At 63.7% G+C, this 25,525-nt stretch carries 21 protein-coding genes; 11 read left to right on the top strand and 10 right to left on the bottom strand.

All coding sequences use genetic code 11. The annotated features are described in order from the left end of the window. Positions 1-4 precede the first annotated feature (4 nt). The gene (locus V7S54_RS15775; RefSeq protein ID WP_065376640.1) at positions 5-874 is read left to right on the top strand and encodes a LysR family transcriptional regulator; all 870 of its coding nucleotides are present in this window, start codon (positions 5-7) and stop codon (positions 872-874) included. Between the two features lie 53 nt (positions 875-927). Here V7S54_RS15775 and V7S54_RS15770 read toward each other — a convergent pair whose 3' ends face one another. Beyond that, positions 928-1,968: a dipeptidase gene (locus tag V7S54_RS15770; protein ID WP_065376639.1), complete on the bottom strand. Its 1,041-nt coding sequence runs from the start codon at positions 1,966-1,968 to the stop codon at positions 928-930. Positions 1,969-2,212: 244 nt separating this feature from the next. On the opposite strand from V7S54_RS15770, the gene V7S54_RS15765 reads away from it, so the two are divergent. Both V7S54_RS15765 and V7S54_RS15760 read left to right on the top strand, forming a co-directional pair. Then, complete coding sequence (locus tag V7S54_RS15765; protein ID WP_336408465.1) at positions 2,213-3,733, top strand: serine hydrolase domain-containing protein; 1,521 nt, start codon at positions 2,213-2,215, stop codon at positions 3,731-3,733. A gap of 87 nt (positions 3,734-3,820) precedes the next feature. After that, on the top strand, positions 3,821-4,720 hold the full coding sequence (locus V7S54_RS15760) for a LysR family transcriptional regulator (RefSeq protein WP_065376637.1): 900 nt from the start codon (positions 3,821-3,823) through the stop codon (positions 4,718-4,720). Here V7S54_RS15760 and V7S54_RS33270 read toward each other — a convergent pair. From V7S54_RS33270 to V7S54_RS15745, 4 genes are all read right to left on the bottom strand, one after another. After that, positions 4,717-5,061, bottom strand: coding sequence for an immunity protein Imm33 domain-containing protein (locus V7S54_RS33270; protein ID WP_083203809.1), 345 nt, complete (start codon positions 5,059-5,061; stop codon positions 4,717-4,719). The genes V7S54_RS15760 and V7S54_RS33270 overlap by 4 nt on opposite strands. 21 nt (positions 5,062-5,082) lie before the next feature. Beyond that, the gene (locus V7S54_RS15755) at positions 5,083-5,949 is read right to left on the bottom strand and encodes a D-amino-acid transaminase (protein WP_065376636.1); all 867 of its coding nucleotides are present in this window, start codon (positions 5,947-5,949) and stop codon (positions 5,083-5,085) included. A 73-nt stretch (positions 5,950-6,022) separates the two neighbouring features. Further along, positions 6,023-7,081, bottom strand: coding sequence for a DmpA family aminopeptidase (locus V7S54_RS15750; RefSeq protein ID WP_336408466.1), 1,059 nt, complete (start codon positions 7,079-7,081; stop codon positions 6,023-6,025). 208 nt (positions 7,082-7,289) lie between these two features. Further along, a complete protein-coding gene (locus V7S54_RS15745) occupies positions 7,290-8,228 on the bottom strand; it encodes an AraC family transcriptional regulator (RefSeq protein WP_065376634.1) in 939 nt (312 codons plus the stop codon). A 107-nt stretch (positions 8,229-8,335) separates the two neighbouring features. On the opposite strand from V7S54_RS15745, the gene V7S54_RS15740 reads away from it, so the two are divergent. Further along, entirely contained in the window at positions 8,336-9,538 is a 1,203-nt protein-coding gene (locus V7S54_RS15740; protein ID WP_141679544.1) for an MFS transporter, read from the top strand. A gap of 202 nt (positions 9,539-9,740) precedes the next feature. Here the strand turns inward: V7S54_RS15740 and V7S54_RS15735 are convergent, their stop codons facing one another. Continuing rightward, entirely contained in the window at positions 9,741-10,847 is a 1,107-nt protein-coding gene (locus tag V7S54_RS15735) for a DUF930 domain-containing protein (protein ID WP_065376684.1), read from the bottom strand. 346 nt (positions 10,848-11,193) lie between these two features. Here V7S54_RS15735 and V7S54_RS15730 point away from each other — a divergent pair, with 346 nt between their 5' ends. From V7S54_RS15730 to V7S54_RS15715, 4 genes are all read left to right on the top strand, one after another. Further along, positions 11,194-12,237 (top strand): amino acid ABC transporter substrate-binding protein, encoded by a 1,044-nt coding sequence (locus tag V7S54_RS15730; protein ID WP_065376632.1) that lies wholly within the window; start codon positions 11,194-11,196, stop codon positions 12,235-12,237. Between the two features lie 70 nt (positions 12,238-12,307). Then, a complete protein-coding gene (locus V7S54_RS15725; RefSeq protein WP_234793183.1) occupies positions 12,308-13,447 on the top strand; it encodes an amino acid ABC transporter permease in 1,140 nt (379 codons plus the stop codon). Beyond that, positions 13,444-14,517 carry an amino acid ABC transporter permease gene (locus V7S54_RS15720; protein WP_065376630.1) on the top strand — a complete coding sequence of 358 codons (1,074 nt, stop codon included), beginning with the start codon at positions 13,444-13,446 and terminating at the stop codon, positions 14,515-14,517. Before V7S54_RS15725 ends, V7S54_RS15720 begins: the two co-directional genes overlap by 4 nt. Before the next feature lie 80 nt (positions 14,518-14,597). Beyond that, the gene (locus V7S54_RS15715) at positions 14,598-15,812 is read left to right on the top strand and encodes a TIGR03862 family flavoprotein (protein ID WP_065376629.1); all 1,215 of its coding nucleotides are present in this window, start codon (positions 14,598-14,600) and stop codon (positions 15,810-15,812) included. A gap of 59 nt (positions 15,813-15,871) precedes the next feature. Here V7S54_RS15715 and V7S54_RS15710 read toward each other — a convergent pair whose 3' ends face one another. Continuing rightward, complete coding sequence (locus tag V7S54_RS15710) at positions 15,872-17,686, bottom strand: ABC transporter ATP-binding protein (RefSeq protein ID WP_065376628.1); 1,815 nt, start codon at positions 17,684-17,686, stop codon at positions 15,872-15,874. 460 nt (positions 17,687-18,146) lie between these two features. Then, complete coding sequence (locus V7S54_RS15705) at positions 18,147-21,446, bottom strand: autotransporter domain-containing protein (RefSeq protein ID WP_336408467.1); 3,300 nt, start codon at positions 21,444-21,446, stop codon at positions 18,147-18,149. A gap of 241 nt (positions 21,447-21,687) precedes the next feature. Between V7S54_RS15705 and V7S54_RS15700 the strand changes: the two genes are divergently transcribed. Beyond that, entirely contained in the window at positions 21,688-22,479 is a 792-nt protein-coding gene (locus V7S54_RS15700) for a DeoR/GlpR family DNA-binding transcription regulator (protein ID WP_336408468.1), read from the top strand. 263 nt (positions 22,480-22,742) lie between these two features. On the opposite strand, the gene V7S54_RS15695 is transcribed toward V7S54_RS15700, so the two are convergent. After that, positions 22,743-23,381, bottom strand: coding sequence for an NrsF family protein (locus V7S54_RS15695; protein ID WP_065376626.1), 639 nt, complete (start codon positions 23,379-23,381; stop codon positions 22,743-22,745). A 1-nt stretch (position 23,382) separates the two neighbouring features. After that, entirely contained in the window at positions 23,383-23,919 is a 537-nt protein-coding gene (locus tag V7S54_RS15690) for a sigma-70 family RNA polymerase sigma factor (RefSeq protein ID WP_065376625.1), read from the bottom strand. Positions 23,920-24,144: 225 nt separating this feature from the next. Between V7S54_RS15690 and V7S54_RS15685 the strand changes: the two genes are divergently transcribed. Both V7S54_RS15685 and bufB read left to right on the top strand, forming a co-directional pair. Next, entirely contained in the window at positions 24,145-24,468 is a 324-nt protein-coding gene (locus V7S54_RS15685; protein WP_065376682.1) for a BufA1 family periplasmic bufferin-type metallophore, read from the top strand. Between the two features lie 129 nt (positions 24,469-24,597). Then, positions 24,598-25,524 carry an MNIO family bufferin maturase gene (bufB, locus tag V7S54_RS15680; protein WP_336408469.1) on the top strand — a complete coding sequence of 309 codons (927 nt, stop codon included), beginning with the start codon at positions 24,598-24,600 and terminating at the stop codon, positions 25,522-25,524. The last annotated feature ends 1 nt before the right edge of the window (position 25,525 follow it).

The raw sequence follows: 25,525 nt of genomic DNA, 5'->3' as shown, positions 1-25,525 counted from the left end.
AATCATGATATCTGATCAGATCGGCATTGACCTGCTGCGCGCCTTTGTGGCGGTCTGTCGACAAGGCAGCTTGAACCGCGTCGCCACCCAGACCGGCCGCACCCAATCGGCGCTCAGCATGCAGATGCGCCGGCTCGAAGATCTGCTCGGCCGCCAACTCTTCAACCGCACTGGTCGCGGCGTCGTGCCTACGCCCGAGGGCGAACTGTTCCTGGGGTATGCGACCCGCATGCTGGCGCTCGGCGACGAAGCCGCCGCGCGACTGCGACAGGCCGATCTCAGCGGTGGCGTGCGGGTCGGGCTTGCCGAGGAAGTGGCGACGACGGCGCTGCCCGAGGCTCTCGGGCGGCTGCGGCGCGGCTATTCGGAGATCCGGCTCGACGTGGTGGTGGAGCAGTGCGTGGCGCTCGGAAGGACCTGGCCCGAAGGTGAACTCGACATCATGGTCGTGCCGACGTCTGTGGTCACGGCCGACGCCCTCACCACCTGGAACGTAGAACTGCAATGGGTCTGCGCCACGGACTATGCGTTCGACGAGACACGGCCGGTCGATCTCGTCGCCTTCGCAGCACCGTGCCTCTGGCGCCGGCGCATGATCGAGACGCTGGCGGACCAGGGCCGGGAACACCGGATCACCTTTACGAGCCAGAGCATCACGGCGCTGCAAGCCGCAATCGAGAACGGGCTCGGCATTGGATTGCTTCCGCCAGAAGCCGTGCGCGCGGGCACAATGCGGGCGCTCCCCGCTTCGTCAGGCGTTCCGAAGCCGCTTGCCGTCCAATACGGGCTTTTCGCCAGGGATCGCCGCACAGCCGTCGTCGATGCGGCGATCGGTGTGCTGCTCGAAGCCCTGCCGATCACATCAAGAATCTAGCGTTCCGTTGCCGCGTTGAAACGGCGAAAGGCGCGAACCGGCTCCGGTGGAGCTCACGCGCCCCAGGTCGTCTCCAGTACCCGGATCCAATTGCCGTGGCAGATCTTCGCAAGTGCGGCGTCGTCATAGCCGCGTGTGCGCAGGAGATCGACGAGCAGCGGCAGATCGGCCGCGCTGCGCATGGCCGCCGGGATCGTCGTGCCGTCAAAGTCCGAGCCGAGCGCGACGTGCTCGATGCCGATACGCTCGACCATGTAGTCGATGTGATCGGCGAGCAGCGTCAACGGCGTATCGGGGTTCTTGACGCCGTCGGCGCGCAGGAAGAGGACGCCGAAATTGATGCCAGCGAGCCCGCCGGTATCCTTGATCGCGTCGAGCTGACGGTCCGTCAGGTTGCGGCTGTGCGGGCAGAGCGCATGAACGTTGGAATGGGATGCCACCAGCGGCGCCTGCGACAGCGCGGCGATGTCCCAGAAGCCCTGCTCGTTCATATGCGAGAGATCGAGCATGATCTTCAGCACGTTGCTGGCGCGCACCAGATCCTTGCCGGCCTCGCTGAGGCCCGGGCCGATATCCGGAGAAGAGGGAAAACGGAAGGGGACGCCATAGGCAAAGATGTTCGGCCGGCTCCAGACGGGCCCGAGCGTGCGCAGGCCGGCGGCATGGAGCACGTAGAGCGCGTCGAGATCGGCGCCGACAGCCTCGATGCCCTCGATGTGCAGCACCGAGGCAAAGGCACCCTTGGCCATGGCATCGCGGATATCGGCAGCACTGCGGCAAATCTTCAGCCGCCCCTCGGACTGGCGCTCGATCCGCAGCAACAGGCTCGCCATGCCGAGAGTCGCTTCGAGAGCGGTTTGCTGTTCGGGTGTCGCAAAGTCGCCGCTGCCGTCCTTGGCCAGGCCCGGCGAAGCGACGTAGACGGCACAGAGGCCGCCAGCAAGGCCGCCCGTCTCCGCCTTGTCGAGATCGATGTGTCCGGTATCGGCGCCGTCGAGAAAGCGGCGTTCCGGCGCGCCGCCCGGCGAACGCCAAAGCCGCGACAGCACGTCGTTATGTCCGTCAAAGACCGGGATTTTCGCCTGGATCGCCAATTCTGGATCGCCTTCTCAACCTGATGTCCTGTGCGCGACTCATGGATAGTCGCGGACGGACCATAGACATTGGGTGCGCGAACCGCACCCTTTTTCCCTGCCGCCCTAGCCCACTGCAGCCATGCCGGGCAAATGCAAACCGTGCATAGGCCCTGCCGGAAATGGAATTGGCAGCGCATGCGGCTATCGTGCTTAGTCAGAAAACGCGCGCGGCAACACCGCGCGAACAGGACGGAGAATGGACATGACGAAGCCGGCATCGCTGAATTGGCAAGCCGCCGAAGAAACAGCGAGACGCCTGACCGCACAATGGGCGGTGGACGAGCCGGGCGGCGCCGTCATCGGTTTCGACGGATCCGGAATTTGCTTCTCGCATGCGGGCGGCATCGAGAGCCTCGCCACGTTTGCGCCGTTCACGGTCGACAGCGTCGTGCGTTATGCGTCCCTCACCAAGCACGTCTTTTCGGCGATGGTGCTCGCTCATAACGATCTGATTGGCCTCGACGATCCGCTCGGCCAACACCTTCCGGAATTGCGCTCGCCGCTTGCCGAAGTAACGGTTGGACAGGCGCTCGACATGAGCGGCGGCTTGCCGGATACCCGCGAATGCCTGTCGTTGCTCGGCCTTTCCGTCTACACGGAAACCAAGGCCGGAGCGCTGCTCGATTACATTTCGCGCCTGGAGCGGCTGAACTTCGCGGCAGGCACCGAGGTCTCCTATTCGAACACCGGTTATCGCCTCGTCGAAGCGGCGTTGGAGCACAAGGGATTCCGCTTCGACGATTTCATCCAACGGGAAATCGCAGGCCCGCTCGGCATCGCGCTGAAGGCGCCGGACGTCTGGAACGATCCGGTGAAGGACCTCGTTCCCGGCTATTGGCACTCGGGCGAAAGCTGGCAGCTTTCCGCGGCCGGCCTGCATATTTCCGCCTCGGGCAGCCTGACCGGCAGCGCTCGGGCGCTCGCCACCTGGCTACAGGCCCTGCTCGGCGACGAAGGTCGCTGCGCCGGTCTTCTGCACAAATTGCAGGCGACCCGGTTTCTTGCCGACGGGCGACCGACGGGTTACGGCCTGGGCCTGCGCAAGTCCTGGCTCGGCCCGCGTGAATTCGTCGGCCACGGCGGCTCACACCCCGGCTACAAGACCTATTTCCTGCTCGATCCCGAAACGCGCGCCGGCTTCGTCGTCGTTTCCAACCGCGAAGATACCAACGGGAGCAAGATCGCGCTCGAAAGCATGGCGGCGCTCACCGGGCTCACACTACCGGCTCCCATGGCCGATCTCGGCGACGGTCTCTATGTGACGGAGACCGGTCCCTGGTGGATCGAGATCAAGGGCAGCACCTGCACCTATCTCGATGCCGACGAGACGCTCTATGACGACGGCGAAAGCTGGGTCTCGTCGCGCTCTGCCTCATCACCCCTGCGGCTTCGCCGGAATGGTTCCGCCCTTGTCGGCGAAGTCGGCCATGCGGCAAGACGCTTCGTCCTGGCGGCGACGCATGAGCCGGTGCCGGCATCGCTTTCCGGAGTCTGGCGCTCGGACGAGGGCGCGGAATTCACCATCGAGAACGGCACGGTCCTTATGGGCATCGGCCCTGTGCGTCAGGCCATGGCGCTGACTACACTCGGCAATGGCCGCTTCCTGTTCACCCTGAACGACGGCCCGTGGGTCAAGCGCATCTGCCTGCATCTCCTCGGGCCCGACCGCCTCGAGCTGGTGTCGAGCCGCGCCCGCATGATCGAATATCGTCGCCGCGCCTGATTTTTCTTGATGACACGCGAGCGCTGCCGCAAAGAAGCCTGTCGCCCGGCGACTGGCTGAGCGGACTGGACTTCCGGAGTGCATGTCGTGGAAATCAAATGGCTTGAAGACTTTCTGGCACTCGCCAGCACGCTGAACTTCTCCAAGGCGGCGGACGAGCGTCACGTGACCCAATCCGCTTTCAGCCGCCGCATCCGGCAATTGGAAGCCTGGCTGGGCGCGACGCTCGTCGACCGGGCAACCTACCCTTCGCGCCTCACCGAAGCCGGCGTGAAATTCGTGCCGGTGGCGCAGGAAACGCTGAAACAGCTCTATCAGGCGAGGCGCAATCTCCAGCAGGAAGAGGGCTCCGACGCCCGCACCATCAAGCTGACGGCGCTGCACACGCTTTCCTTCACCTTCTTTCCGCAGTGGATGAGCCGCGTCAACGCCAAGATCGGCCCGCTCTTCTCCAGGCTTCGCCCGGACTCCGGCAGCATGGAGGAGAACCTCAACTCGCTCGTCGACGGCGAATGCGACTTCCTGCTCACCTACGCCCACACCGAGGTTCCGCACCTGCTCGACCCAGAGGCCTTCGAGCATCGTGTGCTCGGACACGAGCGCATCCTTCCCGTCTCGGCCGCGAGCAAAACAGGTGCGCCCGTGCATCTGCTCGAAGACGAGGCGAAACCCTTCCCGCATCTGAGCTACGAGAAGTCGTCCTTCTTCGGCCAACTCCTCGACGAGCTGATAAGCCCCAACCTGCCGCCGGCGCAAAGGGTGCACGAAGGCAGCATGTCCGTGGGATTGAAAGCCATGGCCGAAGCCGGTTGGGGCATCGCCTGGGTGCCGGAGAGCCTGATGACCGACGAATTGGCTGGTGGTTCCCTGGTCAGAGCCGCCGAGCCTCGCTGGGACGTCAGCGTCGAAATTCGGCTCTACCGCGCCAAGGAGAACCGCCGCCCGGTCGTCGGTCGCGTCTGGCAGAGCCTTGACGTAACTGCTTAGATCGAGGGCATCAGAAGCGTGCTGTCGTACCATACGTCCTCATAGCCAGGCGCAATCAGAAAACGCCAGCCTGGAGGCAGGGCAAGATACGGCAGCAACGCCGCGCAACGCTCCCGCAGATGGTGGACGTGTAGCGGCATGAAGAAGTCAGGATCCGCAGAAAGTTCCTGACCTCCCCAGACAAACCAGCCGCTTGTTCCACTCTCGGGTGGATGCCTCAAACCGTTAAGCGGCTGTTCTCCTCGAAGCGCACTGGCAGAAATACCTACCTTGCAGAACATGCTGGGCGGTGTGAACCCGACACCGTAGCGCTGACATATTTGCAGTTGAGCCTGATCCACTGCCGACCTCTCCGTCCCTGCCTAGATCGCCGTCCGCCGCGCGTGCTCCAGATAGAGTTCGCGCAGACGCTTGACGATCGGGCCCGGTGCGCCGGAGCCAACAGGCTTGCCGTCGATCCGGGTGATCGGTGCGACGAAATTCGAGGCGCTGGTCAGGCAGGCTTCGCGCGCGTTCAACGCCTCGTCGAGCGTGAAGGGTCGTTCCTCGAGCGTCAGCCCCTGCTCGCGCGCCAGCGCCAGTGCGGCAAGCCGCGTGCAGCCCGGCAGCGTCGCATGGCTGTTGCCGCGCGTGATGATGCGGTTGTCCTCGGTGATGATATAGGCGGTGGAGGAAGCGCCTTCGGTGACAAAGCCGTCTTCGATCATCCAGGCCTCGTCGCAGCCTTCGGTCTTGGCGATGCGCTTGGCGATCACCTGCGGCAGCAGGCATACGCTCTTGATGTCGCGGCGTGCCCAGCGCTGATCGGGCACGGTCTTGACCGAAAGGCCCTTCTCCGCCGCAGTGACGCCCACCAGCGTCTTTTCTTGGGTGAAGAGCAGAAGCGTCGGCTTGATATCCTCCGAGAACAGGAAGTTCCGGTCTTCGGCGCCGCGGGTGAGCTGGAGATAGACGATGCCTTCGACGAGGTCGTTGTCTCGCACCAGTCGCTTTTCAATCGTCACGATCTCCTCGGTCGACACCGGCAGCGGCACGTCGATTTCACGCGCCGAACGTTCCAACCGGGTCATATGCGGCGCGCTGTCGATCAGCTTGCCGTCAAGAACAGCGGTCACCTCATAGATGCCATCGCCGAAGAGGAAGCCGCGATCGAAGATAGAGAGGCGCGCCTCGTTCTCCGGCAGAAACGCGCCGTTGAGATAGACTGTGCGAATGGGCAGTTGGGACATGTGGGCTCCATAAATATTAGGTTTGGCGTGCAGCCGTGGATCGCCACACCGCTCGCGATCCATGGCGCAATGATCACTGCTCGCTCAGGTCGCGAAGCCTTTCGAGCGAGATCGCTTCGACCGTGCTTGGCTTGCCGTTCGCGGCGTTGAATCCGAGCGTCGTTCGCGCCATGGTCAGCGAATTGAGGATTGCCTCCTCGGTTGCCTCGATGGCCGCCTCGAAGAGCGGCGACATCAGGTCGTTCGGGAGGTCCGGGTAACCCGCAATCGCTGCCCGCCGCGCCTTCGTTCGGCGGACGGATGGCGCCGTCGAGAAGGCAAACGCGTAGTCACCGGAGCCGTTGCTGAGTGCTGCACCAGTGCGGGCAAGGCCGGCAAAGGCACGCTCTGCGAGACGCTTGAGATTGCGTGCGGACAGCGGCGCGTCGGTCGCGATTACGATGACGATCGATCCATCCCGATCGTGTGCCGCCGGCGCATCATAGGCACGACCGCAGACGGTGAGCCGCCCGCCATAGTTGGATTGAACGAGTACGCCGAGCGTGAAGAATTCCCCGGCCGCCTTGACGCGGCGCGAACTGGTGCCGATGCCGCCCTTGAGGCCGAAGGCCACCGTGCCGGTTCCGGCGCCGACCGCACCCTCCTCCACGGCACCAGTCTTCGCGGCGGCGAGGGCTGATCCAATCTCGTCGATCGTCGGGCGACCGGCACGGATGTCGTTGAGGCGGGAATCGTTGGTCTCGCCGACGACCGCGTTCAGCGACACGACCTTCTCGTTGCCGGGTTGCGCCAGGGTCCAGCGGTTGATTGCCTCGATGGCCCGGCCGGTCGCCAGCGTATTGGTGAGAACGACGGGCGTTTCCAGCTCACCGAGCTCCTCGACCTGGGTGGATCCTGCGAACTTGCCGAAGCCGTTGAGCACCGCAAGCGCTGCGGGCACCTTGTCCTGAAACAGGTTGCCGCCATGCGGCAGGATGGCGGTCGCGCCGGTGCGGATGCGGTCCCCCTCGACCACGGTGGCATGACCGACCGCGACGCCCTCGACATCGGTAATGGCATTCAACGGGCCGGTTTCATAGACGCCCGGGCGGAAGCCAAGGTTCCGAAGTCGCAAGCAATTGATATCTACCATTTTTCCGTCATTTCCTTGCCCGTCGACCCGATCGCGAAACAGACATTTCGTCGCGGGGCACCCTACCTTCATCGGTGGCAAAACGGCATCTCAAAAATGGAATAGTTTCATGAGAAGCCTGCAACGCCGGCAGATACATCGGCGGTCCGGGATCATGGCGCAAGGGCCGATTGCGCCGTCAAGTTCTGAGACGTCGGCGCGGTGCAGTTCACGAAGCGGCCTGCTCCATCGCCGGGGTGAGGCTCCGGGAATGGCTCGGTGGCGCGCCCATGATCTTGCGGAAGGCGCGGCTGAACGACGCCTCGGAATCGTAGCCGAGGCGGTTGGCGACATGGGCAACGCGCTTTCCTTCACGCAGCCACTGATGCGCCTGGTGCATGCGCATGCGGGCGACGTAGCGGGCCGGCGTCTCGCCGACCGTATCGGCAAAGCGCTGGGCGAACCCCGAGCGCGATGCGCCCATGAGCTTGGCGAGTTCCGGAACCGACCAGTCCTTCGTCGGATCGAGATGGATGGCGGCGAGAACCCGGCCGACTTCCGGATGGCGCACGGCGGCAAGCCAACCGGTCGCCGTGCCGCAGCCGTGCTCCACCCAGGCGCGGATGATCGTTGCGGTCAACACGTCGGCAAGCCGCGCCAGGATGCCGCCGGAACCGACGCGTTGCATCGCCGCCTCACGCGTCATGGTATCGAGCAGAGACGGGATCGACGGCTCGCTCGAGGCGAGATCGCTGGTGCGCATGACCGAAGGCATGAGTTGCAGCAGAGGATGAAGCCGATCGACGTTGAACTGCATCACGGCGAAAAACAAAAGGTTCTGGCTGTCCGAATTGGGGCATTGCACGTCGACGATGCCGTCGCAAAGCTGCCGCTTCGGCAGATCACGGATCGAGATCGCCGGAAGGCCGGGCTTGCTTGCAAGCACATGGGCGTCGCCGCGCGGCAACAGCACGGCATCGCCCGGCGCAAGCTCCATCCAGGCGCCGTCGGGCGTTTGCAGATGGGCGGAACCGGATGCGAGAAAATGAAAACGCGCAGGTTCCTGCGCGGGATAGGAGGTTGCCCATGGCGCACAGGGCTGGCAACGCCCATATTCCACGCCGTCGAGCCTCAGGCCGCGCAGGATGTCAGTGAGCGCATCAGTCATGGACCACTCCAGCTTTGGACAAACGGCATAGTGTTTTGGATTTTCTAGCATAGAAACTCCAGTTGGCCATGCATATTTTCATCCCAACCACAATGGAGATGAAAATCATGGATGGCATCGTCGCAAGGCCCGCGGGCGAGGCGGATGAGCAAAAGAAGCCGCTATGGGCGGCCGTCGTGTCCCTGTCGCTTGGGGTTTTTGGCCTGGTCACGGCGGAATTTCTGCCGGCAAGTCTTCTGACACCGATGTCCGCCGATCTCGGGGTTACCGTCGGCGCGGCCGGACAATCGGTAACGACCACGGCCGTCGTCGCGGCCATCGCCGGTCCGGCCATCGTCGTTTACACCGGCCGTTTCGACCGGCGAAACGTCCTTCTGACCCTGACCGCCCTTCTGGTGATTTCGAGCCTGATCGCTGGTTTTGCCTCAAGTCTTCCGATGCTGCTTGTCGCGCGCTTCCTGCTCGGCATTGGGCTCGGCGGCTTCTGGGCGCTGTCGCTTGCACTTGCCATGCGGCTCGTTCCCGGCCGGCTGATGCCGCGGGCGATGGCGATCATCATGTCCGGCGTGTCGATCGCGACGGTCTGCGCCGCCCCGGTCGGCGCCTGGATCGGCGCGACGCTCGGCTGGCGCTACGCCTTCCTGCTCGCCGCCGCCGTCGGCATCGTCACCTTCATCGTTCAGGCGCTCACCGTTCCCCGCCTGCCGCCGATCGGGACGACCGGCCTCGACACCATCCTCAATGTTCTGAAGCGCCCGGCGATCCGGCTCGGCCTCGCAACCATCCTGCTGGTCGTCACCGGCCACTTCGCCGGCTTCACCTATGTTCGCCCGTTCCTTGAACAGGTGCCGCAGTTCGGCGTCGAAGCGATCACCGCAATCCTGCTCGCCTTCGGCATTGGCGGCTTCTTCGGCAACATTGCCGGCGGCTTCCTCGCCGAACGCAGCACGCGGCTGTCGATGATGTCGGCCGCAGCCGGCGTCGCCGTCACCACCCTGACGCTGGCGCTTGCCGGCGCACTGCCCGCCGTCGCCATTCTTGCTACCGCCGCCTGGGGCTTCGCCTTCGGCGCACTGCCGGTCAGCGTCCAGTCGTTCTTAAGCCGCGCCGCCGGCGACGAGGCCGAAGGTGCGGGAGCAGCAACGCTCACGACCTTCCAGATCGCCATCTCCACCGGCGCAATCCTCGGCGGCCTGCTCGTCGAGCTCCAGGGACCGGCCGGCGTCTTCCTCTTCGCCGCAGTCGCGGCGATGCTCGGCACGTCGCTGGTCTCCGTCTATCGCGAGCGGGCGCTGCAAGCGGCGGAGTAGCTGACCAAGATCAGTGCGGGAGTGGCAACTCGCATTGGCGCCTGCCGGGTCTCCAAGGACTCGGCAGGCGAAACCATGCAAGGCACGCGTTCGTTGGGTGTCGGCTGAGACGGCGGCACGGCGCCGCCGCGGATGATAGATCCGAACCGACGGCAAGCACGTCGGCTGCACGCGATCGACCTTTCGTACCAGGCGTCAAAGATCAGCCCGGCGGCTGACTCAGGCGACGTACTTTCCAGGTCGACTTGGGCACGATGTCGTTGCCAATGGCGATACTGAAGGAGACCACCTCCGTTGCATCCTCGTTGAGGAGGCACTTGAAGTCGACATCATACCAGTCCGACTTGTTGTGGTAGGCGCCGCCGCTGGCTTCCATCCGGTTCTCAAAGATGAAGCCGCCCTTGGGGCCGAACGGCACCAGTCCCTCCGGCTGATTATGCGGACGTTGGTGGCGGATCTGTTCGAAAGCCTCGCCGGTGCAAAGCTGGCGGATGCGCACCTTGAGTGGCAGCTTAAGAAGCGCCTGCTTGAACCGCGGGTCGGCGATCGCCTTCTCCGAGTACAGTACTTTTGCCTCGGTCAGCTTGCTCGGTGTCGGGTTGATGTCGACCTTTGCCGCAGCCTCGGTCGGTTTCGCCTTCGTCTTTTCGTCCGGTTGCTTTGCCTCAGACAGCTTGGCGTCCTTCGGCGCAGGCTTGGCCTCTGCCACCTTAGCGAGGGGATCTTTGCCGGATTGTTCTGTGGCGTTCTCAGGCGACTTCGCGGGCACTGCCAGCGTCGGTAGCGGCTTTTGCTCCTTGACCGGTGCCTCGTCCAGCTTGGGTGGCGTCTTTGTCGGTTGATCCGCCGGTTTCGCCGTTTCGCCCCCAGCCTTTGCCTGCTCGGACTGCTCGGGTTTCTTGGCGCCCGTCGCAGCAGCCGGTGGCAGCTCGGTTTCCTTGTTTTCCTGCTTGGTCTTGGCCATGGCCGAGGCAAAAGGCTGCTGTAGCCGCTGCGCCGGTTTGGGCTGCGGCTGTGGTTTCGGCTGCGGCTTGGGTTTGGCTTGCGGCTTCGGTTGCTCGGCCTTCTTCTCCTCGCCCTTCTTCTGCTCCACCTTTTTCTCTTCAGCCTTCTTCGCTTCGGCTTTTTTCTCCTCCTTTACCTCGGGAGGGGGAACGAGCTCGACATTGACCGTCTGCTCCTTCGGCGGCTTCGGCAGTTCCAGCGGCAGGTCGAACAAAAGAAAGAAGGCGACGACGAGATGCAGGGCCACCGACACGGGCGCACCCCATCCTAACCGTTCCCGCCAATTTCCCGCAAAGAGCTGCATCGCCAAGGAGATAACCCATCCGACAGGCGGAACCTAGGAACTTCCGCCGATGTCAACAAGAGGCGCGGCCTTCGGATGCAACCGGAGTTCCGGTGCGCAGCTTGCCGCTATCGCTCAGGGCCAAGGCAATCCAGCCATTGCGTGAGCCGCCTTGCTTCGAACCGACCAACCGCTTGTCAAAAACGTTCCCGGCGAAAACGAGGCGGCGAAATCTGTTTCGGGCCGCGCGTCAATTTCGCACAAAAATACCTATTATATAATTTCTATAGATTTAATAATTTCGACACGCATCGGGCGCTTCCGCCGTGGATGCGCAGTGACATTCCTTTATGGCTTGGGGGCCTTCATGCAGCGACATTTCACTCACCGAAAACTTTTCACAAAAGCCTTTGCCGCAACGGCGGCGCTGGCGGCTGGCCTCATCGCCACGTCAGCGCTTGCCGGCGAAACGCTCGACAAGATCAAGGCGCGCGGGGTGATCAAGGTCGGCGTCGGCACCACGCCGGGCTTCTTCTCGCCCGATAGCAGCGGCCGCTGGCAGGGCTTCTTCGTCGATTTCGGCCGCGCCATCGCCATCACCGTCTTCAACGATGCCGAAAAGGTCGAGTTCACCAACTCCTCGCCGCAGCAGCGCCTGCCGGCGCTGCAGTCGGGCGAGTTCGACATTCTGCTTTCGGGCGTGACCCAGACCGTCAGCCGCGCCTTCAAGCTTGGCTTCCATTTCGGTCCGGTCGTCTTCTACGACGGCCAGGGGCTCTTGGTGCGCAAGGACCTCGGCGTCAGCAAGGGCGAGGAGCTCGACGGCGCGACGATCGGCGTCCAGAGCGGCACGACCGGCGAGCTCAACATCGCCGACTTCTTCCGCAAGACCGGCAAGGCCTTCACGCCGGTCACGATCGAAGAGACCGGCGAGTTCCTGAAGGCGCTCGACTCCGGCCGCGTCGACGCGCTCACCCAAGACGCGACCGACCTTGCCGCCAAGCGCACCCAACTTTCGAAGCCTGATGACTACGTGCTGCTGCCGGAACGCCTGTCGAAGGAACCGCTGGCGCCGGCTATCCGCGCCGGTGACGACCAGTGGCTCGAAATCGTCAACTGGACGGTCTATGCGACGATCCAGGCCGAGGAGTTCGGCATCACCAAGGACAATGTCGACACATTCCTCAAGAGCGAGGATCCGGCGGTCAAGCGCTTCCTCGGCGTCGATCCCTCGCTTGGGGAAGCGATTGGGCTTGATCCGAAGTTCGCCTATAACATCGTCAAGGCCGTCGGCAACTACGGCGAGATCTTCGAGCGCAACGTCGGCAAGGGCACGGCCCTCAACTTCGAGCGCGGCTACAACCAGCCCTGGACCGCGGGCGGCCTTCTCTATTCGCCGCCGTTCCGTTGAGCCTTTCATGGATTTCCCCGTGACACGCTTTATACAATCGGGCCCTTCGGGGCCCGGACCTGTCTCTCGATTGCGTAGTTGGGTCGGGCCTCTGCCACTGCAGCAAGGCCTGCTTTTCGTCGGCGTGCTCTTCCTTTTCGTCTTTCTAGGCCAGAACACCGCCGACAGCATGCACCGCATGGGGCTGACGCCCGGTTTCGCCTTTCTCTCTCACCAGGCGAACTTCGAGATCGGCGAAAGCCTGCTGCCCTATTCCGCCGGCGACAGCTATGCCCGCGCGCTTGGCGCCGGCATTGCCAACACGATCAAGGTCGCGGTCATCGGCTGCCTGCTTGCAACCGTGCTCGGCGTTGCGCTCGGGATCGCGCGGCTCTCGGGCAATCTGCTGCTCGCCACTTTCGTTCACACCTATGTCGAGCTCTTGCGCAACACGCCCCTGTTGCTGCAGCTCTTTCTCTGGAGCGCCATTATCCACGCGCTGCCGCCACCGCGCGGCGCCTATACGTTCCTCGGCAGCGTCTATCTCAGCAACCGCGGCGTCTATCTTCCCTCGCTCTCGGTCGAAGGACTGCCGGCGGTGGTCTGGCTTTCGGTGGTGGTGCTGGCTGTCCTCGCCGCGCTCGTCCTGTGCCGTCGTCTGTTTGCAGGCTCAGCCTTCTATCTCCCGAAGTCTGCCGGTGCCGTGCTCGTGGCGCTTGCCCTCTGCTACCTCACCCTTAGCTCCCTGGGTTTCGCGGCCTCCGTCGAAATTCCCGCCAAGGGCGGCTTCAACATTCGCGGCGGCCTGTCGCTGACGCCGGAATTCGCGGCACTGCTGATCGGCCTCGTCGTCAATGCCTCGGCCTCGATCTCGGAGATCGTGCGCAGCGGCATCCAGTCGGTGAAATCAGGCCAATGGGAGGCAGCCCGCGCACTGGGCTTGAAGCCCGGGCAGATCCTGCGCCTTGTCGTGCTGCCGCAGGCGCTTCGCGTCATCACGCCACTGATGATTTCCAGCTTTCTCGATCTCACCAAAAATTCGAGCCTGGCGGTGGCGATCGGCTATCCCGATCTCGTCAGCGTCGCCAACACGACGGCCAACACGACCGGGCAGGCGCTGGAAGCGATCATCATCATCGGCGCCGTCTATCTCACGATCAGCCTTGCGGTTTCGGCCGCCATGAACCTCTACAACCGGCGCGTGGTTCTGCGCGCGGAAGGAAAGCGATGAGCCAGATCGAACTTGCGTCTCCCGTCGCACCGGACTGGCACCGTTGGCGGGAAGGCCTCTTCAGCGGCTGGGCCAATGGCCTCGTCACGCTTGCCACGCTCACGGCGATCCTCTGGCTCGCGCTTCCCTTTTTCCGCTGGGCCGTCGTCGATGCCGTCTGGTCCGGGACGTCAGCCGATTGCGCAACAGAGACGGCCGGGGCCTGCTGGGCCTTCGTCGGCGCGAAACTGCGGTTCATGCTCTTCGCCTTCTTCCCACCTCCGCTGCAGTGGCGTCCGGGGCTGGTGCTTGCCCTCGTTGCAGCGCTGCTGACGATCTCCGCCCTTCCCCGCTTCTGGAGTTTCCGCCTGGTGCCGATCTGGCTGCTGGCCCTTGTCGGCATCTGGCTGCTGATGGCCGGCACGGCTGGCATGGAACCAGTGTCGACCAACCATTGGGGCGGACTGCCGATCACGCTCACCGTCTCGATCGCCGGCCTCGCCTTCGCCTTCCCGATCGCACTGCTGCTGGCGCTGGCGCGTCAGTCCGACATGGGTATCCTGCGCTCGCTCGCCATCGCTTTCATCGAAGTCCTGCGCGGCGTGCCGATGATCGCAGTTCTCTACGTCGCCATGCTGATCGTGCCGATGGCGCTGCCAAGCGGTGCTGCGATCGACAAGCTGCTGCGCGCCCAGATCGGCGTCACCCTGTTTTTCTCCGCCTATCTCGCCGAAGTCATCCGCGCCGGCCTGCAGGTCATTCCGGCGGGCCAGAAGGAGGCGGCCTTGTCCCTTGGCCTCAGCCGGATCCAGATGCTGCGGCTGGTCGTGCTGCCGCAGGCGCTCACCGCCGTCATCCCGGCGATCGTCAACCTGTCGATCGGCATCGTGCTCAACACCTCGCTGCTCGCCGTCATCGGCATCTACGATCTGCTGAACGCCGCCAAGACTTCGGCGACCGACCCCACCTGGCTCGGTTTCTACAGCGAGGCCTATATCTTTGCGGCGCTGGTCTATTTCATCATCTGCTTCACCGGTTCGCGCTACAGCCTCTGGCTCGAGCGCAAGCTCAACGGTTCCAATCGCCGCTGAGCGCACGTCGCGCGGGGTTGCGCGCCTCGCGCCGCCGGGCCAAGAGTGCGGCGACATGGAATCTGTGACCGGGCAAGCGCATGGGACAAAAGAACATCGCCATTATAGGCGGCGGGCCAAGCGGGCTGATGGCGGCGGAGGTGTTGGCGGAGCGCGGCCACGCGATCACCGTCTACGACGCCATGCCAACGGTCGCGCGCAAGTTCCTGCTCGCCGGCAAGTCGGGACTGAACATTACCCATTCCGAACCCTATGCCGCCTTTGCCGAGCGCTTCGGCAACGCCTCGCCGCGACTGCGCGCGGCGCTTGATGCCTTCACGCCCGACGATATCAGGCAGTGGGCGGCAGATCTCGGAACCGAAACTTTCGTCGGCTCGTCAGGCCGCGTCTTTCCGCAGGTGATGAAGGCCTCGCCCTTGCTGCGCGCCTGGCTCAAATCGCTGGAAGGTCGTGGCGTCCGGATCCTGACCCGACATCGTTGGACAGGCTTTAACGGCAACGAGCTCGCCTTCGACACACCTGATGGCAAGACGCTTGTGAGTGCCGACGCGACCTTGCTCGCACTCGGCGGCGCCAGCTATCCCCGCCTCGGATCTGATGCCGCCTGGGTTCCCTGGTTGGACGCGCGCGGCGTGGCCGTCACCAGTTTCCAACCTGCCAATAGCGGCTTCGACGTCAACTGGAGCGAAACTTTCCGCGATCGCTTCTCGGGTGCGGCGCTCAAGGGTGTCACCGCTACGTCCGCGGCCGGGACCGTTCCTGGTGAATTCGTCGTTTCGAGGAACGGCATCGAAGGCAGCCTTGTCTACGCCCATGCGGCCGCCCTCAGAGATCGGCTGGCGCGCGGCGAAGAAGCCAACCTGGTGGTCGATCTCACGCCGGGAAGAAGCGTTGCGAGACTGGAAAAGGAGCTTGGCCGCTTCGACAGCAAGACCAGCTTCTCAAATCGCCTGCGCAAGGGAGCCGGGCTCGAAGGCGTGAAAGCCTCCCTGTTGCGCGAACTGGCGCCCGAAGCCGCCCGGATGGGTCCACCTGATCTCGCGGCCTTGATCAAGGCCCTGCCGATACCGCTATTGCACCCGCGGCCGATCGCCGAAGCTATCTCTTCGGCAGGCGGAGTTCAGTGGGATTCGATCGACGACAGCTACATGCTGAGGGCACTGCCCGGCACCTTCGTTGCGGGAGAGATGATCGACTGGGAAGCGCCGACCGGGGGCTATTTGCTGACCGCCTGCCTTGCCACTGGCCGTGCCGCCGCGCGCGGCATCGATCGCTGGCTTGGCGAGGAAAGGTAGAATTCGCCGCGCCTTCGTCAGGCGCGGCGGTTGGTTGTTCTGGCAGGCTCCCGAGAGCCCTACTGGTCGTTCAGCACCAGCCCCTTGGTCAGTTCCAGCGCCTGGCGCTCGAAGAGACCGCGGTAGATGCCGCCGTCGAGGCGGATCAGCGCGTCATGCGTGCCCTCTTCGGCGATCCGGCCATGATCGAACACCAGCAGCCGGTCGAGCGCCCTGACCGTCGACAGCCGGTGTGCGATCACCAGCGTCGTGCGCCCGAGCATCAGCCGCTCCATCGCCTGCTGGATCAGCACCTCCGATTCCGAGTCAAGGCTCGAGGTCGCCTCGTCCAGGATCAGGATCGGTGCATCCGCCAGGAACGCACGGGCGATGGCGATGCGCTGCCGCTCGCCGCCCGAGAGCTTGACGCCGCGCTCGCCCACCAGCGTGCCGTAGCCTTTCGGCAGCGACGTGATGAAGTCGTGCGCGCTCGCAAGCTTCGCCGCCTTCTCGATCTCGCTCTGCGTGGCGTCCGGTCGCGCATAGGCGATATTCTCCGCCAGAGAGCGATGGAACAGGATCGGCTCCTGCTGGACGATCGCGATCTGCTGACGCAGCGACGTCTGCGCCACCGAGGCGATATCCTGGCCATCGATCCGGATCTGCCCGGATTTCAGGTCGTGCAGACGCTGGATCAGCTTGACGAAGGTCGTCTTGCCCGAGCCCGAATGCCCGACGAGACCGACACGCTCGCCCTCCCGGATCGTCACCGAGAACCGGTCGTAAAGCGGCTTGCGGTGCGCACCGTAGTGGAACGTGACATCCCTAAACTCGATGCGGCCATCGGTGATCCGGATCGCCTTGGCGTCGACCTTGTCCTCGATGCCGAGCGACTGGCCATGAATATCGACGAGCTCCTCCATGTCGTTGATCGAGCGCTGCAGGTTGCGGATGTGCTGCCCGACTTCACGCAGGTACCCCTGCAAGATGAAGAACGAGGTGAGCACGAAGGTGATGTCACCGGCCGTCGCCTGCCCACGCGACCACAACAGGAGCGCAAAGCCGATCACCGCGGCGCGCAGGATGAGCAGCATGGCTCCCTGTGCCGTGCCGTTGGTCGTGCCGCGTATCCAGGTTCGGCGTGTGCGGTCCCGCCACTTGGCAAGAACCTTGGCAAGGCGCGCATCCTCGCGGCCTTCGGCACCGAAACCCTTGACAACGATGTTGCAGCTGACTGCATCCGCGAGCGCCCCGCCAAGCTTGGTGTCCCACCGGTTGGCAAGGCTCGCCATCGGCGCCACATAGCCGAGCGACAGGAGGATCGTCACGACGATGAAGACGATCGAACCGACACCGATGATGACGCCCATCATCGGCCAGTAGAACGACATCAGCACGGTCGAACCGACCAGCATCACGACGGACGGGAACAGGGCCACAAGCAAGGTGTCGTTCAACAGATCGAGCGCCCACATGCCGCGCGTCACCTTGCGCACCGTCGAACCGGCAAAGCTGTTGGCGTGCCAGTCGGTCGAGAAGCGCTGGATGCGGTAGAAGGCGGCCGACGCGATGTCGGCCATCATCTTGAGCGTCAGATCCGTGACGCCCAGGAACGTGAAGTGCCGGAGCAGGATCGCGCCGAGCGAGAGCGCCATCAGCATCCAGAATGCCGCGATCGCCGCATTCCAGGCAAGCTGATCGGTCGCAGCACCGGAGACGACCGCATCGACGAGCCGACCCGAATAGAGCGGCGTCAGCACATCGGCGAGCGTCGACAAAAGGACCATGCCGAGGATGACGCTGATCCGCAGCGGCTGCGCCTTCCAGTGGGTCCAAGTGAAACCAAGAACGCTGCGGAATGCACCGCCGCGCAAGGCAAAACGAGTAAAAGCCATAACGATTGCCCGATGCCCGTGCATCGGCCTCAAAACTGATTCAAAACGGAATATGCCGAAAAAAGGAACCCAGCTTCCGATGCGGCATCATTGGTTTGGCAGCGTCCTCCGGGGAGGAAGGGCCAAGGTCAGCGAGACGAACTCCGACCTGGAAAAGACGGAAAGGCGAAAGCGCCCTTCTGCGTCCAGCTCAGAACTGTACGCCGCCCCGTAGGGAGAAAGAAAAAGCTGGCATCTTTTGAAACCTCCCTGATTGGTTGCCGGATGACGACCTATAGGCGAATCGCACGCAACCGCCAAGTGCAGAAATCTTGCCATCGTGCCAAACGTCGCGGTTGCGGCCTGTTTGCAACAGTCGCGGACGCAGATCGCGAACGTCGAGACGCCGCGCGTTGCCGCGCGGCGTTCCAATGCTCGAGCAAGGTCAGCCCTTGCAATGCTCCGCTGCTCGGCGTGAGCCTTAGAAGCTCACCTTGAGCTTGGCGTTGACGCCGTGATCGGAGACTCCCGAGGCAATCTGGCCGGTGTAGTTGACGCCGAAGGTCGCGGCCGGCGCAATGTTGAAGTCGATGCCCGCTTCGACGAGCGCGGCATCACGGGCGATCGGCGCGCCACCGACCGTGAAGCCCTGGCCGCCGCCAAAGGCAAGCGTGGAGGTCGGCACGACATCGCCGAAGGCATGGCGCCAGCCGACGGTGCCGCTCAGAACTGCCGCCGTCTCGCCGAAGGAAACGTCGGTTGACGTGCGTACGCCGATCGTCGTGAACGTCGTGTCGGTGTTGTCCGAAGCGCCGGACAGTGCCGAAGCGCCGCCCTTTTCACGGAAGCCATCCGTGTCGAGGTTGAGATAGGCGAGGTTGGCGAAACCCTCGAAGTCAAAGCGGCCCGCGCTCGTGGCATAGCTCGCCTCGCCGAAGATCTGCGCGGTGCGCGCATCATAGGCGGCCGACAGGTTGTCGTCGAAACCGGCGAACGACACGCTACGCGCCGTTTCGATGCGGTGCCAACTATAGGTCGCGCCCGCCGTCAGCGACAGCGCACCGAACCCGGCACCGGCATAGGCGCCGATGTGGTAGTTGTCGCTGTCGCCGAAGGACTGGCGGTCGACGATATCAAAGGACGAGCGGCTGTAGCCGCCGATGAGACCGACGCGCCAGGCGTCGCCGACGAGACCGTCGGCACCGGCGAGGAAGCCGCCAGTGTTACGGTGGAAGCCCGCCGCATTGCCATCGCCGTCCGTATCGCCCCAGGTGCCGAAGGCCTGGCTCCAGAAGGCGAAGCGCTCCGTGTCGGCCGCAACGCTTTCGATGCCGCCCTCGCCATAGGCGAGCACTGGCGTTGCCTTGCCGCTGTCATCGCCAAAGGCAGCGCGAATGCGGTTCGTGGCGGCACTGTTCAAGAGCAAGCCATCCTGCAGCAACATGCCCTTGGTCGAGGCGTAGATTTCGCCCGAGAGCTGGTCGAAGGCAAAACGCGCCTGATCGCGATCGAGGTTGGTAAGCGCGGTGTAGGCGGCATTGGAGAAGCCGAGGCTTTCCGCGCCGATCGCCGCCGCCTGCTGGTTGGCTGTCGTCGCGACATCGGCAAAGCGGATATCGTTGCGGCTCAGCGTCAGCGTGACATTGTTGGCGTCATAGCCAAGCGTCGGGTCGAGGAAGACGAGGCTGGATGCGACGTCGGCAAAGGTACCGGTCACGCCGCCCGCCGCCGTCAGGATCGTATAGCGGGTCTGCGGCGCGTAGCTGCCATTGGCAGCGAGCGCCAGAACCGAGCCGCCATTGAGCTGCGCCTTGCCGGTGGCGACGATCTTGTCGCTCTCGCCCTTGGCATTGGCTTCGACTTCATAGGTCGAGCCCGCCGCGAAGGTGATATCGCCGGCAACGTTGAGAGTGCCGATCGAATTGCCGGGCGCAATCACGCCGCCATCGGCGACGGTGACGCTGCCGAAGGTACCGATGCCGCCGATCGCGCCGTCCTTTTCGACTGACAGCCCCGAGGACGAGGCGATCGAGCCCTGAACCGAGAGCAGGCCAGATTTGACGGTCGTCGCGCCGGTATAGGTGTTCTGACCGTTGAGCACGAGCGCGCCGGCGCCGAGCTTCGTCAGGCCGGCACTGCCGCTGATCGCCCTGTTGACGGCGACGACGTTTGCTGCATCCGCCACGTCGAGCGCACCGCCCGCGCCTTCGAGCACGATATCGCGGTTGATCTGGTGCATGTCGCGCCCGGCAATCCGGAGAGCGCCACCGTCGAGCCTGAGCTTGGCCTCAGCACCGCCGAGGGCTGCATCCTCTTCGACGACGACCGTGCCACCGTCTGTTACCAATGTCTCGCCGATGAAGGAGTGATCGTCGATGCAGTAATCACGGATCGCCTGCTGGAAGCGCGGATCGGTGCTCTTGCAGTCGAGCAGCGTCTTCTTCTCCTGGTCGGTCAATCCGGCGAGAACAGGCAAACCGTTCCCGTCGGCGATCTGGCCGAGATAGACGTCGTTGCGCATATTGTTGCGGCTAAGCGTAAACACCCCGCCCTTCTCGGCAAAGGTCGACGCATCATCGCCCCAAACAATCCGGGTCTTGGCCGCCGACGTTGCGGGATCGGTGTAGTTCTGCAGCACCGGGCCGACCCAGCGCACCGTGTGCGCTACTGGCTCGTGGTCCGAAAGCGGTGTCTTCGATCCATCGGGATTGGTCACGTAGCTGACATCGGTGATCACACCGGAATAGGGATCCTTCGGATCGTCGTTGAGCGTCCACCACTTGCCGAAGGGGCGCGATGCCAGGAAATGGTCGATCTTCACCCGGTGCCAGCTCGCCCAGGTGTTGGTGGCGTCTTCGCCATGCGAGGGCCAGGTGACGCTGCCGTCGTTGAGCGCATGCGGCGAGAACTGTTCGCGCTCGTTCGGAAGCTGCAGCAGCTGGAACTGCTTCTTCAGGATGTTCATCGTCTGCGGCAGGTTGCCCGCAACCGGATACATCTCGTCGGCAAAGAGGCCTGTTGGGACCGTCGAGGCGTTGATCGCAGTGGCGCCCTTGCCCTTCCACTCAGCGATATAGGCATCCAGCTTCTGCTGGTCCTTCGCGTAGTCGCGCAGCAGGCTCATGTAGAAGCTGTTGGTCGGGTTCTTGACGTAGGTTTTGAGGAGCAGTTCCTGCTGGCTCACCGAATGCAGGCCGCGCTCTGACACGTCGCCGGCGTTGAAGTCACCGGTCAGGATGATCGGCCGTGTCTCAGACTTGGCCCATTGATTGATGCCCTTGGCCTCGTTGATGCGGGTGGTCGGCGGGTCGTAATAATTGAGGTGGGTGGTGCCGACGGCCACCTGCGGCTTGCTGACGGTCGGATCGACGACCGTATAGGTCACGATGTCGCCAAGCGTGCTGGCGCCGAAGGTGCCGGGCAGGCGCGAGAAGACGCCGGTATCGCTGTCCTGACGCGTGCCGTAGGTTCCAAGCCCGGCATTCTTCAGTATGCCCGGAATGTCGCGCGCATAGGTGCTGTTGGCACGAAACTCCTGGAAGGTCAGGATGTCGTAATTGCCCTTGATGAAGAAGTCCGACATGACACTCGGATTGGCCTTGAAGCGGTCCAGCCAGGTGTTCAGCGTCAGGATCTTCATGCTGTCGTCGGCGGCGCGCGCTTCGGCTGCCGAAAGCGTCAGGCTCGTTCCACAGAGAAGGATCGCCGTCGCCAGGCGAAGCGGTTGCGTGAGGCGCGCAAAAGCCCGCACCCCGCGGAGGTCGTGTCCACGTAGTCTCATTATCTTGCTCCAATGTCACGATGCGAACACGCCCCGTCACAAGACCTTCATGGCGATGGTGTTGATGAGCGGAAGAGTTCACTAAAATGTACAATTTCGGACACTAGTTGAGTCAAATGTCAGTTTTACAACATTTTGGCTGGTCGCCCGAAATTGTATACAGCGGCTCAAACAAGGCGTGGATTTCCATGGAGAACCCCGGCAACGCTGTGGTAGCAAGGCATGCTGAGGGGCAATCGGGATGAGGGTGATGGACGATCGGGAAATCGTGGGCGGAGACAAAAAAACGCGCCGGCAGGCGCAGCTGCTCAGCCATCTTGAAAAGAACCACTATATCTCGATCGAAGAGATCACCGAGCTGTTCGGCGTGACGACGCAGACGGCTCGCCGCGACATCATGGCGCTTGAACAGGACGGCAAGGTGCGCCGCCTGCATGGCGGCGCGACCATTGCGACCCCGGTTGACCCCAACATCTATCGGCAGCGGCGCGTCGACAATGCCGCGCTGAAAGAACGCATCGGGCAACTGACGGCAGATCTCGTTGCGGATGGCGCTGCCGTCTTCCTCGACACCGGCACGACCTGCGAGGCGGTGGCCCGGGGCCTGTTGAAGCGCCGCGACCTGCGCGTCGTTACCTACAGCCTGCGCGTCGCAACCACGCTCAGCGAAAGCACAAGCTTTGCCGTCGCAGTACCTGGCGGCTTCGTGCGCCAGGTGGATGCCGGCGTGTTTCGGGAAGAGACGGCCGACTATATCCGCAAGTTCAAATTCGACGTCGCCATCATCTCCGTCAGCGGCATCGACCAGGACGGCGATATCGGCGACGACGATCATGCGGAGGTCGCGGCGGTATCGGCCGCCATGAAGCAGGCCGAACGGGTGATCCTGGCGGTCGACAGCAGCAAGTTCGGCCGGCGTGCGCGCGTGCGCCTCGCGTCGCTCGCCGATATCGACGCGCTCGTCACCGACGAGTTGCCGGATGAACGCCTCGTCGCCCTGCTTCACCAGCACGGCGTCAGCATTCATTGCTGAAGTCCGGGAAAGGTCGGCCGCGACGAGAGTTTCGGCAGGAGCTGAGAGACAGGTCTTGAAACCTGCCATGCGACACCACACATAGGCGTTAACGGATTACCCGTGGAGCCAGAGGAATAACCGAAGGCTCCGGGCACGGCTCGCGCGAAAACCCTGACCACGGATGTACTGGCAGTGTGACGCAGCGAACGGGAAAAGGTCGGCATTGCCGGCCTTTTTTGTTTTTCACACCGGTTTAGCGGGCGGAAGACCAGCGCTTGTTTTTACCAGCGGGCAGCCCATCGGCCAGCGACGGCGCCGAGCAGCGTCAGGCCGAGGATCGCGATCGTGTACCAGGTCGCGACGAACAGCGGTGAATCGTCAGGGCAGTGGGCCGCATAGAAGGTCGCAGCGATGCCGCCGGCGGCAAGCCCCGCGAGTGCACCGGAAAGCGCCGGGCGTGATGGCGCGCCGTGGCGCAGCGCCAGCAGGAAGAGCATAAGCGGCGCCAAGCCGATCAGGGGAATGAAGGTCAGGCAAAGCAGGCTGTTGGTGCCGATCAGTTTTGCAGCCCAGGTATCAGACGGCAGGGCGACAAGCTCCAGCGCGACACCGACGAGCACCAGAACCGGCGCAATGCAGAGATAGGGCAGCAACTTGCGCAACTCGGCTTCGGGCCAGGCGGCGACCCGCATCGCGGCAAAGGCCGCCGCCGCCAACGCAATGGTGACCACGAACTTGAACAGGAAGCGCAGCGTCTCGATGGCAGCGGCGATATCCGGCCTCGGCCCGAGCATCATGAAGAAGACGAGCCCGGCGAGCACGAGCGCCGCGCTTGCGGCGCCCAGCCACACAGTATTCATGGACAATCCGGGCCGCCGGGTATCCGCTGCAAGAGCCTTGATGAGATCGTTCGTGTCCATGTCAGTTTCGTCCAAATCGGCGGGCGATTGCCGCAAGGCCGCGGTGAAGCGCCACGCGAACCGCCGTTTCGTTCATATCCAGTCTCTGCGCCGTTTCGGCAACCGTGCAGCCTTCGATCGAGATCGCGTTGACGACTGACCGTTGCCCGGGCGCGAGGCCCTCCAGCGCCCGGCCGATCTCCCAATCACGGGCCTTTTCGGTTTCGGCGCTCTCCAGCGTCTCTTCATATTCCGCGATGCCTACCGTCGGGCGGCGGGCCTGCCGCCGGACGGCGTCCACGAATTTGTGCCTGGCGATCGCATGGAGCCAAGGCATAACAGGCGCATCGTCGCGCCAGGTATGACGCTTGACGTGCACGGCCAGCAACGCCTCCTGGACGATATCTTCCGCATCGACGCCGCCGCTGACCGTCCATCGCCGCGCCCAACCGCGGATCACAAGTGCTGCATCGCGCAGGAAGTCGCCATAGGCTTTTTCGTCACCGGCCAAGGCCTGGCGAAGCAGTCTTGCGAGATGTTCGTCGTCCGCGCCGCTCACTCGCGCCTTTCCTCCCCATTCGCTGATTCCCGGCGTTTGTTACACACTCATCCCAAATTCGCATGGGCAGCGCTGTCAAGCCGGCTGACATCATCGTGACCGCTCGCGAACGCATCACGAAAGCGTGTTGCCAACGTTATGTAACGCCCCCTGTCTCCGCGACGAAAGACCCGATGTGCGCCTGAGACAGGACGCACGGGATGAGTCCAACACGGAGATACAATGATGTCCATGAAGTCCACGATCAGCAGCGCAATGCTCGCAAGCGCGGTTGCGGCCGCCCTGTCGACACTCGCGACCGCAGCGCCGCTCACCGAAGCACAGGTCAAAAGCGCGATGGATGCGGGCAAGGAGAAATGCTTCGGCGTCGCCCTCAAGGGTCACAACGATTGCGCCGCCGGACCGGGCACGACCTGCCAGGCCACGTCCACGGTCGACTATCAGGGCAACGCCTGGAAGTTTGTCGACGGCGGCACCTGCACGACCATGGAACTGCCTGATGGCCGCAAGGGTTCGCCGGAGCCGCTGGCCCGCGACATGCCGTCCTGATCCAACACAGAGCGCAACGGGAGCGGGCAACCGCTTCCCGTTCCGCACGGACGTTCACCAGACGGTGGTGGGCCAAGGAATGCAATCGCCCGCCACCGAACCCCATACGGGCATGGAATAGGATTGGCGATGAGCACTTCAACAGGATACGGCGGCCGGTTTGCCTTGGTGAGCCAGCCTCTGCCGAAACATGACATCGCCGGGCTGGCGGGAACCAGCTTCAAGCACCAGCACCTGCCGGCAATCCTCGCCGATGATACGCCGGGCGGCTTCTTCGAGGTTCACGCGGAAAACTACATGGGCGCCGGCGGCCCACCGCATGCAGCGCTTACCCGCATCCGCGCGGACTTTCCGGTCTCGTTGCATGGTGTGTGCATGTCGATCGGTGGACCGCAACCGCTGGACAAGACGCATCTCGCCCGATTCAAGGATCTGGTCGGGCGCTACGAACCGGCCCTTGTCTCCGAGCATCTCGCCTGGTCGACCCACGAAACCACCTTCTACAACGACCTCCTGCCGCTGCCCTACACCGAGGCGACCGTTGCCCGTGTTGCCGAGCATATCGACGAAGTCCAGGAGATGGTCGGTCGCCGGTTGCTGCTCGAGAACCCGTCAACCTACGTCACTTTCAGGGATTCGACGATGAGCGAAACGGCGTTCGTCCACGAACTGGTGAGGCGCACCGGCTGTGGGCTGCTGCTCGATATCAACAACGTTTTCGTCTCGGCCACCAACCAGGGCTATTCGGCGCTGGACTATCTCAGCGACTTTCCGCTGGGAGATGTCGGCGAGATCCATCTTGCCGGGCATGCGCAACAGGAGGACGACGAGGGCGAGTTGTTGCTGATCGACAGCCACGACGGGCCGGTCGCCGATGCCGTCTGGAAACTCTACGAAATGGTCATCGCCCGGACCGGCCCCATCCCGACTCTGATCGAATGGGACAGCGCCATTCCCGACTGGCCGGTGCTGAAGCGCGAGGCGACGGCCGCACAACGGATCCTCGACCGCCATGCACAGGCCGCGTCACGGGAGATGATCCGTGCAAGCGCCTGAC

This window comes from Ensifer sp. CCNWLY38, from assembly GCF_037120565.1.
GTDB classification, from domain to species: Bacteria; Pseudomonadota; Alphaproteobacteria; order Rhizobiales; family Rhizobiaceae; genus Ensifer; species Ensifer adhaerens_H.
The sequence above is the reverse complement of the archived record's forward strand: the minus strand, read 5'-3'. Positions and strand labels throughout refer to the sequence as shown.